The sequence below is a fragment of the Burkholderia sp. BDU5 genome, from assembly GCF_001522845.1.
Lineage (GTDB): Bacteria > Pseudomonadota > Gammaproteobacteria > Burkholderiales > Burkholderiaceae > Burkholderia > Burkholderia mayonis.
In genome coordinates, this window is sequence record NZ_LOWC01000125.1 from 110,522 (window position 1) to 126,304 (window position 15,783).

At 66.3% G+C, this 15,783-nt stretch carries 14 protein-coding genes and 2 pseudogenes; 11 read left to right on the top strand and 5 right to left on the bottom strand.

All coding sequences use genetic code 11. The features are described from left to right. Nucleotides 1–18 precede the first annotated feature (18 nt). From WS69_RS20040 to WS69_RS35700, 8 genes are all read left to right on the top strand, one after another. A complete protein-coding gene (locus tag WS69_RS20040; protein ID WP_162499013.1) occupies nt 19–789 on the top strand; it encodes a response regulator transcription factor in 771 nt (256 codons plus the stop codon). Between the two features lie 190 nt (nt 790–979). Further along, nucleotides 980–2,482 (top strand): aldehyde dehydrogenase family protein, encoded by a 1,503-nt coding sequence (locus WS69_RS20045; protein WP_059472422.1) that lies wholly within the window; start codon nt 980–982, stop codon nt 2,480–2,482. A gap of 36 nt (nt 2,483–2,518) precedes the next feature. Then, nucleotides 2,519–3,865 carry an aspartate aminotransferase family protein gene (locus WS69_RS20050; protein ID WP_059472423.1) on the top strand — a complete coding sequence of 449 codons (1,347 nt, stop codon included), beginning with the start codon at nt 2,519–2,521 and terminating at the stop codon, nt 3,863–3,865. A gap of 135 nt (nt 3,866–4,000) precedes the next feature. Then, nucleotides 4,001–5,488 carry an APC family permease gene (locus WS69_RS20055; protein ID WP_059472424.1) on the top strand — a complete coding sequence of 496 codons (1,488 nt, stop codon included), beginning with the start codon at nt 4,001–4,003 and terminating at the stop codon, nt 5,486–5,488. Beyond that, nucleotides 5,488–6,108: a DUF3156 family protein gene (locus WS69_RS20060; RefSeq protein ID WP_059472425.1), complete on the top strand. Its 621-nt coding sequence runs from the start codon at nt 5,488–5,490 to the stop codon at nt 6,106–6,108. Before WS69_RS20055 ends, WS69_RS20060 begins: the two co-directional genes overlap by 1 nt. Before the next feature lie 87 nt (nt 6,109–6,195). Beyond that, on the top strand, nt 6,196–7,134 hold the full coding sequence (locus WS69_RS20065; RefSeq protein ID WP_059472426.1) for a helix-turn-helix domain-containing protein: 939 nt from the start codon (nt 6,196–6,198) through the stop codon (nt 7,132–7,134). Nucleotides 7,135–7,356: 222 nt separating this feature from the next. Next, nucleotides 7,357–8,559, top strand: a complete 1,203-nt coding sequence (locus tag WS69_RS20070) for a porin (protein WP_059472427.1) — start codon at nt 7,357–7,359, stop codon at nt 8,557–8,559. A gap of 227 nt (nt 8,560–8,786) precedes the next feature. Continuing rightward, complete coding sequence (locus tag WS69_RS35700) at nt 8,787–9,101, top strand: GNAT family N-acetyltransferase (protein ID WP_442854916.1); 315 nt, start codon at nt 8,787–8,789, stop codon at nt 9,099–9,101. Between the two features lie 125 nt (nt 9,102–9,226). On the opposite strand, the gene WS69_RS20080 is transcribed toward WS69_RS35700, so the two are convergent. Next, a complete protein-coding gene (locus WS69_RS20080; RefSeq protein ID WP_059472444.1) occupies nt 9,227–9,838 on the bottom strand; it encodes a LysE family translocator in 612 nt (203 codons plus the stop codon). 96 nt (nt 9,839–9,934) lie between these two features. Between WS69_RS20080 and WS69_RS20085 the strand changes: the two genes are divergently transcribed. After that, complete coding sequence (locus tag WS69_RS20085; RefSeq protein WP_059472429.1) at nt 9,935–10,486, top strand: GNAT family N-acetyltransferase; 552 nt, start codon at nt 9,935–9,937, stop codon at nt 10,484–10,486. A 137-nt stretch (nt 10,487–10,623) separates the two neighbouring features. Here the strand turns inward: WS69_RS20085 and WS69_RS20090 are convergent, their stop codons facing one another. The 3 genes from WS69_RS20090 to WS69_RS20100 form a co-directional block, all read right to left on the bottom strand. After that, entirely contained in the window at nt 10,624–11,685 is a 1,062-nt protein-coding gene (locus tag WS69_RS20090) for an alkene reductase (RefSeq protein WP_059472430.1), read from the bottom strand. 50 nt (nt 11,686–11,735) lie between these two features. Beyond that, nucleotides 11,736–12,041, bottom strand: coding sequence for an ArsR/SmtB family transcription factor (locus WS69_RS20095; RefSeq protein ID WP_059472431.1), 306 nt, complete (start codon nt 12,039–12,041; stop codon nt 11,736–11,738). Between the two features lie 302 nt (nt 12,042–12,343). Continuing rightward, nucleotides 12,344–12,751, bottom strand: coding sequence for a YXWGXW repeat-containing protein (locus WS69_RS20100; protein ID WP_059472432.1), 408 nt, complete (start codon nt 12,749–12,751; stop codon nt 12,344–12,346). Nucleotides 12,752–13,339: 588 nt separating this feature from the next. On the opposite strand from WS69_RS20100, the gene WS69_RS20105 reads away from it, so the two are divergent. Then, complete coding sequence (locus WS69_RS20105; protein WP_059472433.1) at nt 13,340–14,464, top strand: porin; 1,125 nt, start codon at nt 13,340–13,342, stop codon at nt 14,462–14,464. 342 nt (nt 14,465–14,806) lie between these two features. Here the strand turns inward: WS69_RS20105 and WS69_RS20110 are convergent. Continuing rightward, nucleotides 14,807–15,025: pseudogene (locus tag WS69_RS20110) on the bottom strand (IS110 family transposase); the annotation flags it as partial. Between the two features lie 221 nt (nt 15,026–15,246). Here WS69_RS20110 and WS69_RS20115 point away from each other — a divergent pair. Beyond that, nucleotides 15,247–15,783, top strand: a pseudogene (locus tag WS69_RS20115) (IS21 family transposase); the annotation flags it as partial.

A 15,783-nucleotide genomic window follows, 5' to 3' on the forward strand; every position in this document is an offset into this window, starting at 1 on the left:
TGATTCGTGCTCATTGCGATGGCGGCGGCGCAACTAAGCTGCCGAAGCCGCTCGCCCGCGATCGAGGTGTCCGCCGCCATGACGCACGACCCCGCCAGACCCGATGCCGACGCCGATGCCGCGTCGTACGCGCACGCGCTGCGCACCTGCGTGGCTTCGTTGCAGGCGCTCGCGCGCCCGACGGCAACGGTGTTCTACCGGATCGACGCGAGCGGCGAGCCCGTCGATTTCGAGCTGTTCGGGATGGCGGCCGCGATGCATCGCGCGTATGTCAGCCGCTACCGGCCGCTCGATCCGCTGCATCCGTCGCGTTGCGCGGCGCAGCCGGGCGCGGTCGTCACGCTCGCCTCGCAATTGCCGGACGAGCGGCGCGCCGCGTCGTCGTACTGGACGGGCTTCCTGCGGCGGCACGGCGTCGCCGACGTCGTCGAAGTGCTGCTGCGCGACGGCGGCGTGGCGATCGCCGCATTCTCGCTGCTGCGTCTGGCGGGCGACGGCCGCTACTCGGCGGACGAGTTCGCCGCGCTGCGCGCAGTCCAGCCGGTCGTCGAGGTCGCGCTGCTGCCGCCGTTGCGCGCGGTGCGAGGGATTCGCCGGATCGCTTGCGACGCGCGGCTCACGCATCGCGAGGAGCAGATCGCGCGGCTCGTGCGCGACGGACGGTCGAACAAGGAGATCGCGCGCGATCTTTCCCTCGGCCAGCCGACCGTCAAGACGCATCTGCTGCGGATGTTCCGCAAGCTCGGCGTGTCGAACCGGACCGAGCTCGTCGGCGCGCTATTTTTTTGACCCGGCGAGCGACCGGTGCGGCGGTTCGAAGGCGCGGACCGCGTGCGGTTTCGTCTGCTCACCCCCCGCATCACCTCCCTTCAACCTGCCAATTTGCGCTAACCGGCCGCGAAACGGCGTCGCTACAGTGGTGCGCAACCGTCCGCGCCGTCGTTCCGCGCGGACGTCAAACCACTATCGCGAGACGCCCATGACACAGACGGACATCGTCACCGTGACCGACACGGTGCGCGCATTCACCGAGCGCGAATTCGGAATCTTCTTTGACGGCGCGATGCACGCCGCCCATTCGCCGCGCCGGCTCGACGTGTTCGACCCGGCGACGGGCGAGCGGCTCGCGCGCGTGCCCGACGCCGATGCGCACGACGTCGACGCCGCCGTCGCGAGCGCGAAGCGCGCGTTCGACACGCGCGCGTGGAGCGGGCTGCGGCCCGCCGATCGCGAGCGCATCCTGCTGAAGCTCGCCGACGTGCTCGAAGCGAATGCGGAGGCGCTCGCGCAGCTCGAGACGCTGAACCAGGGCAAGTCGATCCTCGTGTCGCGCGGCGTCGAGGTCGGCGCGACGATCGAGTACGTTCGCTACATGGCGGGCTGGGCGACGAAGATCACCGGGCAGACGCTCGACGTGTCGATTCCATTTCCGCCCGGCGCACGCTACACCGCGTACACGCGCAAGGAGCCGGTCGGCGTCGTCGCCGCAATCGTGCCGTGGAATTTTCCGCTGATGATCGCGGCCTGGAAGCTCGTGCCGGCGCTTGCGGCGGGATGCACGGTCGTGCTGAAGCCGTCGCCCGAGACGCCGCTCACGGCGTTGAGGCTCGCCGAGCTCGCGCTCGAAGCCGGCGTGCCGGCGGGCGTGTTCAACGTCGTGACGGGCGGGCGCGAATGCGGCGCCGCGCTCGCGAGCCATCCGTCGATCCGCAAGATCTCGTTCACCGGCTCGACTGCGACGGGCAAGCTCGTCGGCGCGGCCGCCGTGCAGAACATGACGCGCTTCTCGCTCGAGCTCGGCGGCAAGAATCCGGTCGTGATGCTCGAGGATGTCGATGTCGGGCAAGCGCTCGAAAGCGTCGCGGCGGGTGCGTTCTTCAACCAGGGGCAGGTGTGCGCGGCCGCGTCGCGCATCTACGTGCACCGCAGCAAATTCCGTCGGCTCGCGGACGGCCTGGCCGGCGTCGCCGCGTCGATGCGGCTCGGTCCGGGCCTCGATCCGGCCGCGCAGATCAACCCGCTCGTGTCCGCGCATCATCGCGACAAGGTCGTCGAGCACGTCGAGCGGGCGCGCCGCGACGGCCTCACGTTCCTCGCGGGCGGCACGCCGGCCGACGACCTGCCCGGCTACTTCGTGCGCCCAGCCGTGATCGCCGACGCGACGCACGACAGCGCGATCGTTCGCGACGAGGTGTTCGGCCCGGTCGTCGTCGTGCTGCCGTTCGACGATCCGGCCGAAGCGGTGCGGCTCGCGAACGCGTCGCCGTACGGGCTCGCGGCGAGCCTGTGGAGCAACGATCTGAAGGCTGTGATGGATCTCATGCCGCAGATCGAGGCGGGTACGGTCTGGGTCAATTGCCACATTCCGCTCGATCCGTCGATGCCGTTCGGCGGCTACAAGCAATCGGGCATCGGCCGCGAATTCGGCCAATACGCGATCGAAGGCTTCACCGAAACCAAATCCGTCTGCATCGCGCACTGAACGCGCGGGCTGTTCGTTTTTTCCTGGAGCAATGCAATGAGCTACAACGATTCCCGTTTCTGGCATCCGATGCTGCACCCGAACGACATGAAGCGCCGCGAGCCGATCCGCATCGTGCGCGGGGAGGGCTGCTACGTGTACGACGAGCGCGGGCGCCAGCTCGTCGACGGCGTCGCGGGCCTGTGGAACGTCAATGTCGGCCACAACCGCGCCGAGGTCAAGCAGGCGATCGTGCGCCAGCTCGACGAGCTCGAGTACTTCCAGCTGTTCGACGGCGTCACGCACCCGCGCGCCGAGGAGCTGTCGAAGCTGCTGATCGACATGATGGAGCCCGAAGGGATGCGCCGCGTGCTGTACAGCTCGGGCGGCTCGGATTCGGTCGAGACCGCGCTCAAGATTGCGCGCCAGTACTGGAAAGTGCGCGGGCAGGCGGACCGCACGAAGTTCATCTCGCTGAAGCAGGGCTATCACGGCACGCATTTCGGCGGCGCGTCGGTGAACGGCAACACGGTGTTCCGGCGCAATTACGAACCGAATCTGCCTGGATGCTTCCACGTCGAGACGCCGTGGATCTATCGCAATCCGTTCACGCAGGACCCCGAAGCGCTCGGCCGCATTTGCGCGGAGCTGCTCGAGCGCGAGATCCTGTTCCAGAGCCCGGACACGGTCGCCGCATTCATCGCCGAGCCGATCCAGGGCGCGGGCGGCGTGATCGTGCCGCCTGCGAACTATTGGCCGCTCGTGCGCGAAGTCTGCGACCGCTACGGCGTGCTGCTGATCGCCGACGAAGTCGTGACGGGCTTCGGGCGCAGCGGCAGCCTGTTCGGCAGCCGCGGCTGGGGGGTGAAGCCCGACATCATGTGTCTCGCGAAGGGCATCTCGTCCGGCTACGTGCCGCTCGGCGCGACCGCGGTGAATGCACGGATCGAGGAGGCGTTCGCGGCGAACGCGGATTTCAGCGGCGCGATCATGCACGGCTACACGTACTCGGGACACCCGGTCGCATGCGCGGCGGCGCTCGCGAGCCTCGACATCGTGCGGCGCGAGGATCTGCCCGCGAACGCGGCGAAGCAGGGCGCGCATCTGCTCGAAGCGCTGCGGCCGTTCGTCGAGCGCTTCGACGCGGTCGGCGAGGTGCGCGGCAAGGGGTTGATGGTCGCGCTCGACCTCGTCGCCGACAAGGCGACGCGCACGCCGATCGATCCGATGTCGGGCTACGCGAATGCGGTCGCCGAGGTCGCGCGCGAGAACGGCGTGCTCGTGCGGCCGGTCGGCACGAAGATCATCCTGTCGCCGCCGCTCGTGATCCAGCGCGAGCAGATCGACCGGATCGTCGCGGGCCTCGAGGCCGGCTTCGAGAAGACGCCGTTCGCCGGCGGCTGATCGCGCGCCGATTACGGACGGCTGACGGCCGGGGCCGCGATCGCGCGGCCCCGGCCGTTTTGCCAATTTGCGCTACATGTGAGAATTTTGGCCTCCGTATTTTCTCGACATCGACGCATCAATCAGGAGACGAGGATGTCGGATTTGTCAGGTTATTCGAATGCGGAGACTCGGGCGGCGTCCGGCGGGCCGGGCGGGAAGCCCGCGCTGGCGGCGGGTGCGGTGGGTTTTCCGACGGCGCTCGCGAGCGCCGTCGGTCTCATCATGGCGAGCCCGGTGATCCTGACCGCGACGTCCGGTTTCGGGATGGGCGGCTGGGCGTTCGCGGTCGCGATGATCATCGCGTTCGTGATGATGCAGGCGCAGGCGACGACGTTCTCCGAAGCGGCGGCGATGCTGCCCACGGCCGGCTCGGTCTACGACTACCTGTCGTGCGGGCTCGGCCGCTTCTGGGCGATCACCGGCACGATTTCCGCGTACTTCCTCGTCCACGTGTTCGCCGGCACGGCGGAGACGATCCTGAGCGGCATCATGGCGCTCGTCAACTTCGAGTCGCTGAACGCCGCGTTCGAGCGGCACAACAGCGCGTGGCTCGTCGGCGTCGGCCTCGTCACGACGTTCGCGATCACCAACATCATCGGCATCAAGGTGTTCAGCAGGCTCGAGATCGTGCTGACGATCGGCATGTGGCTGTCGCTGATGATCTTCGGCGTGCTCGGGCTCGCGGCCGCGCCCGCCGTTCATCTCGACGGCTGGTTCGGGCGCTCGGAGGTCGGCGCGTCCGTGCCGGCCGTGCTGTCGCTCGTCGGGATGGCGATGTTCATGTTCGTCGGCTGCGAGTTCGTCACGCCGCTCGCGCCCGAGATGAAGACGCCCGGCAAGACGATTCCGCGCGCGATGGCGCTCGGGCTCGCCGGCGTCGCAATCTGCATGTTCCTCTACGGCGCGGCGATCAAGCGCCAGGTGCCGAACGTCGCGGTGACGCCGGACGGCCTCACGCATCTGCTCGACACGCCGGGCGCGATTCCCGCATTCGCGCTGCAGGTGCTCGGCCCGTTCGGACGCGTGTGGTTCGGCGTCGCGTTCCTGTTCGCCGGCGCGGCGACGATCAACACGCTGATGGCGGGCCTGCCGCGCATCCTGTACGGGATGGCGGTCGACGGCGCGCTGCCGAAGTGCTTCGCCTACCTGCATCCGCGCTTCAGGACGCCCGTCGTCGGCATCGTCGCGGCGGCCGCCGTGCCGATCCTGCATGCGTGGATCATCCACGGCGATCTCGACAGCATCATGCACCTCGTGCTCGCCGCGACCTGCGCATGGGGCACCGCGTATCTGCTCGTCACGCTGTCGGTCGTGATGCTGCGGATTCGCCGCCCGGACCTGCCGCGGCCGTACCGGTCGCCGTGGTTTCCGCTGCCGCAGATCGTGTCGAGCGTCGGCATCGTGCTCGCGATCTGGTATATCGCGCCGCCGGGGATGAACAGCCGCGACATCTACGTGCCGTTCGGCACGATGCTCGGGCTCACCGCGCTCTATGCGTTGTTCTGGACGCTCGTCGTGCAGCGCAAGCATCCGTTCAAGCCGGTGCCCGTCGAAGAAGTGTTGCGCAACGAGCACGTCTGATGAGCAGGCGAACGTTGGCGATCGGCAGCGTCGCGCCCGCGGCCGGATGGCGGCGCTGGCTCGCGCCGGGCCCGGTGCCGGGTTATCGGCGCGGCGCGACGCTCGTGCGCGTGGCCGCGGATCTGGATGCGGCACTCTCGATGCCGGACAACGGCGCCGCCGCGCGGATGATGTTGAGCGACGGCATCGCGCTGCGCGCCGCCGAGCGCGTCGACCGGCAATTTCTGCTGCATACGGTCAGCGTGCAATTGGAGCGGACGCTTGCGGGACCCGATGCGAACGGCTCGGCGTCAATCGCCCCGAGCGGCTGGGTGCGTCGCGGGCCGGTCGCGGCGACGGTCGCGCGCGGTGCCGGCGCGCATTTCGCGGCGCACGTCGCGACGCTGCTCGCGATGCCCGCGCTCGGCGCGCCGCTCGCGGCGCTCGATCTGACATACTGTGAAATCGTCGCGGACGGCCCGCGCTGGATGCTGCGCATCGTGCCGTTCGGCGGCAGCGAAGTGGTCGGCCGGATGCCGTCGTTTCGGCGCTACTTGCGTCTAGCCGGCGCGCAGCGCGATGCGCTGCGTGCCGCGTTCGCGGGCTTCGAAGCCGCGCTTGCGCGCGTGTCGGGTGACTGATGCCGGCCCGCCGGACGAACGGGCACGCCGCGCAGGCGCATGCAGGCGCCGTTCGTCACGCCGCATCGGAATTCTCTGGAGGCATCCATGTTGTTCCAGTCGCGTTCGCTCGAAGACGTCCACGATCACGGACTTGCCATTGCCGGCTGGCGCCAGGTCTACCGGCAGATGACGCCCGGCCGCTTCAAGGGTACGGTCACGCAGGTTTTGTATGACGATTTCCATTTCTTCCGCGAAACGACGAACCGCCGCGTCGCGCAGACGGGCATGTCGCCGGAGGGGCGCACGTCGCTCGCGGTGCCGGTGCTCGCGCCGCTCTCGGGGACGTTCCAGCGGCAGCACGTCGACGGCTACGCGCTCCTCGCGCTGCGCCCCGGCGAGGATTTCGAATTCCATACGCCCGAGGGGATGCGGCTCGTCGGCATCAGCGCTGCTCCGGACATGATCGATGAGCTGTGCGAAGCCGAGTTCGGGACGCGCGAGAGCCGCCCGCCGCGGCACGTGATCCGCCTGACGGACGAGCAGGGCGCGGCGCTCGGCGCGCGCCTGTCGTCGTATATCGACGATGCGCAGCAAAACCCGGCGTGGCTCGAATACGACGCGACCCGCAAGATGTTCCGCGACGCGATGCTCGGCGTGTTCCTCGACGCGCTCGCGGGCGCGGTCGGCGAAGCACGGCGCGACATCACGCATGCGACGTACAGCGACATCGTCAGGCGCTGCGAGCGCTATCTTTGGGCGCGGCCCGAAGAGCCCGTGACGGTGCTCGAGCTGTGCCGCGCGCTGCGCTGCAGCCGACGCACGCTGCAGACGAGCTTCCAGCGTGTCGCCGACGTGACGCCCGTCACGTACCTGCGCACGATCCGCCTGAACGCGGTGCGCCGTTTGCTGCGCACGACGTCCGCCGACGCACTGTGCGTCGGCGAGGCCGCGGCGCGGTGGGGCTTCACGCATCTCGGCTATTTCGCGCGCGGATATCGCGATCTGTTCGGCGAACTGCCGTCGCAGACGCTGCGCTTGTCCTGAGCATCCGTATCGCGCGCGCCGCGCGCATCACATGCGCCGCGTGCCTCATGCGCGCGAAGCGGCGATACGCGCATTTGCCGTTCCATGCCTATTCCGTGCGTCGCTGACGCATTTGCCAATTTGGGATACCGGGCGAAGATTTTCGCTGGATAGAGTGCCTCCACCGCCGCCGATCGAGCCGATCGATTGGCAATCCAAATCAACGACGGGAGGTGAGGGGACATGAGGATCAGGACCTGGATCGCGGCCGGCGTCGCCGGCGCGGCCGCCGCGCCCGCTTGCGCGCAAAGCAGCGTGACGCTGTACGGCACGGTGGATACCGGCATCATCTATTCGACGAACCAGCAGTTCACGCGCGCGGACGGCAGTGTGAGCGGCGGCCACGCGTGGCAGATGGGCGGTGGGAATCTGGTGCCGTCGCGCTGGGGACTGCAGGGTGCGGAGGCGCTCGGCGGCGGATTGAAGGCAGTGTTCGCGCTCGAGCAGCAGTTCCTGTCGGCGAACGGTCAGGCGCTGCAGGGCGGTGCGGCGTTCAGCCGGCAGGCGTGGGTCGGCTTGCGTCATGACGCGTACGGCACGCTCGGCCTCGGACGCCAATACGATTCGTACACCGATACGCTCGGCGCATACGTGTCGAGCAACAGTTGGGCGACGCCGTACGGCTCGCATCTCGGCGACGTCGATAATCTGAACGCGGCGTTCAACTTCAACAACGCGGTCAAGTTCACGAGCGCCGATTTCCACGGCCTGACGTTCGGCGGCACGTTCAGCTTCGGCGGTCAGGCGGGGAATTTCTCGGCGCGTCGCGGCTATTCGGTCGCCGCCTCATACAATCGCGCACCGGTCTCGTTCGGCGTCGGCTATTTGAATCTTCGGCAGCCGCTCGACGCGGCGCTCGGCGGCGCAAGCGGATACATCGGCGATTTCGCGTGCGGCAACGCGGGCGCGATGTACTGCCTGCTGCAGGATGCGGCGTCGATGAAGGCGTTCGGCGTCGGCGCCTCGATCGCTTTCGGCGACGGGGCCGTCGCGCTGACCTATACGCACACCCGCTTGGGCGACAGCGCGTATTTCGCGACTTCGGCGCATCCGCAGCGGGCGTCGATCGCATTCGACATCGCCGAGCTGAACGCGACGTATGCGTTCACGCCGATGCTGCGCGGCGGCGTCGCGTACATCTTCAACAACGCGAAGACGGACAGCCGAGGGACGACGCGCTTTCACCAATTGAACGTCGGTGCGAACTACAGTCTGTCGAAGCAGACCGCGCTCTATGCTGTTGCGATTGGTCAGATCGCATCGGGCCAAGGGCTCGGTACCGGCGCGAACGGCGCGCCCGCGAACTACGCGCAGATTCCCGTGCTCGCGAACAGCAATTCGAGTCGGCAGCTCGCGGTGCTGGCGGGAGTGAAGGTCGATTTCTGACGGGCGAAGTCCCTGTAGGCCGTGTTTCAGGCGCGAGGACATTCTCCATTTCGGCGCGAGCCGCATGAGGAGCGTCGCGTGCCGCTACGTTGGCGCATGGTGCGGCAACAAGCGATTGCGTGTCATCGGCCGGGGCCGCCAATGGACGAAACGAATCGCATGCCGAGACAAGCCGGTCATCGCGACGTGCGGGCGATTTGTTCGCTGAAGCGAGCGGCATATGCTAAATGGATTTTGATAATCGGCCGCGAGCCCGGGCCGATTGCTGTGGGCCATTCGGAAGCGGTGCGGAATCACCTTGTCTACGTCATGGACGTCGACGAGATTCCTGCGCGCCGACCGAACTGGTGCTCAACGACGACTACGTCCTGATAGAGAGCGTGGCGGTTCGGCCGGCGTATCAAGGGCCGTGCCTGGCTCGCCGATTGCTGGATCAAGCGGAACAGATGGCGGCGTCGAGCCGCCGTGCGGAGATCCGGCCGTACACGAACAAGCAGTTCGCGCGGGACGTCGGGACGTACGTCAGCCCGGCTATCCGATAGATTGCGGAGAAGCACTCAAAGGCGGTCATCTCGTGCACTTCTCCAAGCGGGTCCGATGCCGATGCGCCGCGCTGAGATGCCGCCCCTGCGGAATGCCGCTCAACTGCGCGGCGTTGCCGCTATGCCTAGCGCGTCGCGATCGCGACCGCAGCGCCCGCCATCGCGGCCGCGCTCGTGCGATTGGCCGCCTTCACCGCGCGACGGCTCGTCAGCAGTTTGCGGGCGCGCGTCGCGAGCAACGCCCATGCGCAGTCGATTGCGATCAATACGACCAGCAGCGTCGGTGTCAACTCGAGCCATGCAACGGCGCCGACGTGCGACAGGTCGACCATCGTCGGCAGCAGCGCGACGTAGAAAATCATGATTTTCGGGTTGCCCAGCGTGACCGCAAGGCCGGCCAGAAACATGCGCAACGGCGATTGTCCGCTCGGAAGCGCATCGGATCGCACGTCGGACGGCGCGAACCACATCTTCCACGCGAGGAACAACAAATAGGCGATGCCGACGAACTTCAGCACGAGAAAGCCGACCGCGAACGTGCGCGCGACCACGGCAAGGCCGGCTACCGCGCACGTGAGCCAGATCACTTCGCCGAGCCACATTGCCGCCAGGAACGGCAAGATGTCGCGAAACCCGTTCGTCAGCACGCGGGCAACCAGTGCGGCGATGCTCGGGCCGGGCGAACCGGCTGCGATCAGCAGCGCGGCGGCGAATACGGCCAGACTGGACAGCGATATGTCGAATCTCCTGTTGCAATGCGCGATGGCGGCAGGTGCGAGGAATTGATTATAGTGGCGCGGCTCAAACCCGATCGACTCCTTAGCCATTCGACAGTGACCGAACTCGACTCCGCCACGCAACGAATTCCGATCCGCATCCGTGCCGCGCGCGCGGACGAAGCCCCGCTGCTGGCCGACATCGAAGCCGCCGCTGCGCAGCGTTTCAACGACATCGGCATGCCGCACATCGCGTCGAGCCCGCCGACCGACCTCGCCGATCTGCGCGCGCGGATCGACGCCGGCCGCGCGCTCGTCGCCGTCGATGCCGACGAGCGCATCGCCGGCTTTGCGATATACAGGATGCTCGACGCGTCGCGTCTCTATCTCGAGGAGGTGGACGTGGCGCCCGAGCATGCGGGACGGCGAATCGGCTCCATGCTGATCGATGCCGTCGCGGGGCGGGCTCGCGGGGCGGGCGCGCGGCAGATCGTGCTCTCGACGTTCCGGCACGTGCCGTGGAACGCGCCTTATTACCGCTGCCTCGGCTTCATTGATCTCGACGACGAAGCGCTCGATCCCGCTCTGACCGCGGTACGCGCGGCGCACGTCGCGCACGGGCTCGACGAATCGCAGCGCGTGTTCATGAGTTGCTCGCTTGGCGATTAGCCGACTGGCGTCGCCGTTGGCGGCGAATGCGCGACACCCATCGGACTAACGACGCTTGACCACCGACCGTCGACCTCAGAGCCCCGAGCCCCGAGCCCGAACCGCCCACAATCAGGCGGCCCGTTCCCGAGACAGTCTCACGCCGCGCTTTCCAGCGCCGGATAGTCCGTATATCCCGTTTCGCCTTCGGAGTAAAAGGTCGCCGAGTTCGGCTGGTTGAGCGGCGCATTCAGCTCGAAGCGGCGCGGCAGATCCGGATTCGCAATGAAGAGCTTGCCCCACGCGACCGCGTCCGCGCGTCCGGTTTCGAGCGCCCCCTGCGCATTTTCGAGCGTGAAGTTCTCGTTCGCGATGAACGGCCCGCCGAACGCTTCCTTCAACTGCGGGCCGAGGGAATCGCCGCCGAACGATTCGCGCGCGAACAAGAACGCGATGTTGCGGCGTCCGAGCGCTTGCGCGACATAGCCGAACGTCGCCGCGGGGTTCGAATCGCCCATCGTATGCGAATCGCCGCGCGGCGCCAGATGCACGCCGACGCGCGCCGCGCCCCAGACGTCGATCGCTTCGTCGACCACTTCGAGCAGCAGGCGCGCGCGATTCTCGATCGAGCCGCCGTACGCGTCGGTGCGGCGGTTCGAGCCGTCCTGCAGGAACTGATCGAGCAGATAGCCGTTCGCGCCATGCACTTCGACGCCGTCGAAGCCGGCCGCGCGTGCGTTCTCGGCGCCGCGGCGGAACGCGGCGACGACGCTCGGGATTTCGTCGAGCTCGAGCGCGCGCGGCGTCACGTAGGGCCGCTGCGGGCGCACGAGGCTCACGTGGCCGCCGGGCGCGATCGCACTCGGCGCGACGGGCAGCGCGCCGTCGAGGAAGACCGGGTCGGACACACGGCCGACGTGCCAGAGCTGCAGGAAGATGCGGCCGCCGGCCGCGTGGACGGCGTCGGTCACGAGCCGCCAGCCCGCGACCTGTTCCGGCGACCAGATGCCCGGCGTGCTCGCGTAGCCGACGCCCTGCGGCGCGACCGACGTCGCCTCGCTGATGATGAGCCCTGCCGACGCTCGCTCCGCGTAATAGCGCGCCATCAGCGCGTTGGGAATGCGCGTGTTGCCGGCGCGGGCGCGGGTCAGCGGCGCCATGATGATGCGGTTCGGGAGCGTCAGGTCGCCGATGGTCAGCGGATCGAACAGCGAAGGCATGAGGAGACCTCTTCGAGTGTGGCTAAGCCCTTGCGGCGAATGGGCGGGTGTCAAAGGCCGCGATGCAGCGAATCGAGAAACGCTTGAATCACCGCGTCGTTGCGCTTGAAGAACGCCCATTGACCGACGCGGGTCGACGTGACGAGTCCGGCGCGCTCGAGCGTCGCGAGATGCGCGGACACAGTCGATTGCGACAGTCCGCACAACGCATCGATCTGGCCCGCGCAGACGTCGTGCGAAAACGACCCTGCGCGCGATGCGGGAAAGTGCTTGTCCGGCTCCTTCAGCCACGCGAGGATCGCGCGGCGAACGGGGCTGGCGAGCGCTTTGTGGACTGCGTCGACATCGATGGTCATGGACAGGGCGATGGGATCGTGCGAATCGTCGGTTTCCGAAGCTTATATCGGTCAATGACGATATGAACAGCAACACTCTATTGACTAGGGGCGATAGAGACCTGCAATCGATGCGATAGCGGCTGAGGTCGCGCGGCGACGGGCGGCGGACCGCGCTCCGCGAGGGTATTGGCACGGTCGCCGGATGAACCGGAACCGCTCGCCGGGCGGCGAGCACGCGCGCGGCTCGTCGAAAGCCTAGGGTTGGCGCTTGCCGCGCACAACACGCTTCGCGGAAAGCAGCCGCACGCTCCGGAACGCGCTCAATTCCAGCGCCCGTCGATATGGATCCATGTTCCTCCCCGCTGCTGCCAATAGCCTGGCACCCAGCGATGGCCGGGGCGCTGCGCGACCCAGCGGCCCGGAATCCACACGTATCGGCCCCCGCGCCAGCCCCAGGAGCCGTTCGCCCACACATAGCCACGCGGGCGCGGGGGCGCGGGACGGCGCTCGTGACGAAGCGGCGGGGGCGGCCGGTTCGGACGATCGGGATACGGCGGCCGGGCGGGCTGCGTCTGCATCGGCGGGCGGTAATCGGGCGGTCGATAGCCGGGCGGCGACTGCGGTGGTCCAGGCGGCTGTTGAGCGGTCGCGGCGGTGCCGAAGCCGAGGCCGCCGGCAAGCGCGGTGCCGGCGAGCGAGAGCGTGCGAAGAAAATGGCGTCGATTCATGGTTGCTCCGTGTAGTGGAACCGGATGCGGCGCGAGCCGAAGCGACGCCGCAGGTTCGACCCTAACGCGTCGCGCGCCGTCCATCGTTACGAATGCTGTAACGGCTGTTACGGTGCTCGATGGCCGTGCAGAAAGGAAAATTAATCTGGATCTATCGAAATTGATCTTTCGATAGCCCTTATTTTTGATGACGCCGATTGCATTGGAATGGGTAAAAAATACCGATTTCGCCTATTTTGCACGCAGGTCGTTGTTGTTTATACGCAACCGTCAAGACGCTGACACAGAAGAATGCTCGTACCGACTCCGCCAAAAATACAGTGTCAAGAGGCCAAAAACGTTATATAAAACAAATACTTATAAGGCGCTATAATTTCTATTATTTCTAGTTCTGGAAAAGCTTATTTCTTTATTCGCGAATGGCGGCCCTAGGGTACACCCCTAAACTCACGGTTCCCATAACGGGCAACCATCCGGGCGCGGCCATGCAGGTAGTTTTGCAAGCCGATGTGGCGCTTCCGGGCGGTTGCAGACCGTTTATCGAAACGAGGTCGCAAGGCCTACCTTTTTAAAAAGGGAGCTCCACGCATGAACAAGACTCTGATTGTTGCAGCAGTTGCTGCATCGTTCGCCACCGTTGCACACGCACAAAGCAGCGTCACGCTGTATGGCGTGCTCGACGCGGGCATCACGTACCAAAGCAACGTCGCGACGCCGTCGGGCTCGGGCAAGTCGCTGTGGTCGGTTGGCTCGGGCGTCGACCAAAGCCGCTTCGGTCTGCGCGGCTCGGAAGACCTGGGTGGCGGCCTGAAGGCGATCTTCACGTTGGAAAGCGGCTTCAGCATCGGCAACGGCAAGTTCCAGAACAACGGCGGCATGTTCAACCGTCAAGCGTTCGTCGGTCTGTCGAGCAACTACGGCACGGTCACGCTGGGCCGTCAGTACGACGCAACCCAAGACTACCTGTCGCCGCTGTCGGCAACGGGCACCTGGGGCGGCACGTACTTCGCACACCCGCTCAACAACGATCGTCTGAACACGAACGGCGACGTCGCAGTGAACAACACGGTCAAGTTCACGAGCGCGAACTACGCTGGTCTGCAATTCGGCGGCACGTACTCGTTCTCGAACAACTCGCAGTTCGCGAACAACCGTGCTTACAGCGCGGGCGCTTCGTACCAGTTCCAAGGCCTGAAGGTCGGTGCTGCGTACTCGCAGGCTAACAACCCGGGCGTGAACACCGTGGGTGCGACGGACCCGCTTACGGGCCTCAGCCTGAACGGCTCGAACGTGACGAACGTGCAAGGTCGTTCGCGCGTGTACGGTGCTGGCGCAAGCTACGTGTACGGCCCGCTGCAAGGCGGTCTGGTGTGGACGCAATCGCGTCTCGACAACCAGGCTAACGGTTCGCCGACCCTGCGCGCGGACAACTACGAAGCCAACGTGAAGTACAACCTGACGCCGGCTCTGGGTCTGGGTGCTGCTTACACGTACACGAACGCCAAGGTGAATGGCGAAAGCGCGCACTGGAACCAAATCGGCGTTCAAGCCGACTACGCTCTGTCGAAGCGCACCGACGTGTACGCACAGGCTGTGTACCAGCGTTCGTCGAAGAACGCGAACGCGTCGATCTACAACGGCGACCTCAGCACGCCGTTCAGCACGTCGATCAACCAAACTGCAGCGACGGTTGGTCTGCGTCACCGCTTCTAAGGGTGATGGCTGGCTTGTCCAGTCTCGAAAAGGCGCCTTCGGGCGCCTTTTTTCATGGTGCGCCCAGCATGGGCGCACTTATATGGACGCCTCCCGGTTTGCCAGGTGATATTCGTGTTCGGCGGACAGGATCAGGCTGCAGACTTATATCCGGCCTACGGTGCGGATGTCGGTCCGCTGACCCTGATGGAATTTGCTGGGGAAGGCCTCAACTCCTGGAAGTCCTCGAAGGACCTACGCCCATTCAGGCTTGCTTGCCCACGGTCCGACCTGTTTTGCCATCACGCGTACATCAACCTGCGCAACCTATTGGCGACCCATTCCCTATAGTGAGTTGAACAATTACGCGGCTCGCGCCGCGTCGCCGGGTTCGTACGTGCGATCGTGAGCAAGAAGCGCCCAGATCGTGCGCGCGATTTTGTTCGCCAGAGCGACGACCACCACGTTGAACGGTCGTCGCGCGAGCAGTCGTTGCAGCGCTTCGCTCAAATGCTTAGCGCGTGCGAGCACGGCACGCGCACCGTGAATCAGCAAAGTACGCATGTAGATGTCGCCGCGCTGATATGACTCCCGATGTCAATCTGGTGTCAATGATCGCCGCTATGGAGCCAAACCGGGATCGGCGTATTGGCGCCACCCCAGGATCGCCGTAAAGGCGCCAGCCGATGATCGGCGTAATGGCGCCACCCCCGCCGTAATCGGGAACGCGTTTCGAACTTCCATCAACTGGTTACCCTTCGAGCTTTTTGCTCGGAGGGGCCGTGAGTAACCGGAGGTTCGAAGTGTTTGAGTACCGCCAAGTCCTCGCGCGCATGCGCCAGGGCGATTCCGATCGCGACATCGCCCGCGCCGGGCTGATGGGCCGCAAGAAGTTAGCGACCATCCGCCAGGCTGCCCTCCAGCACGATTGGCTCACCCCCACCCGGCCACTGCCCGATGACGCCGTGCTGGCCGGCATGTTCGGCCGCAATCCGCAACTGCCGCGTACCTGCGTGTCGACGCTGGAGCCGTTTCGCGAGTTGATCACGCAATGGTTCCACGCCGACATCCAAGGCACCACGATCCACAGCGCGCTGCAGCGCAATCACGGCTACAGCGGCAGCTACTCGGCCGTGCGGCGCTTCCTGCAAGCGCTGGTCGTCGAGCGCGGAGTTCCGGCCACCACGGTGCTCGACTTCGCACCGGCCGACGCCGTGCAGATCGACTTCGGCGCCGGACCGCAACTGCTCGACGCCGCCGGCAAGCCAGTCAAGACCTGGTTTTTCGTCGCTACGTTGTGCTGGTCACGCCACCAATACGCCGAGCTCGTGCTCGATCAA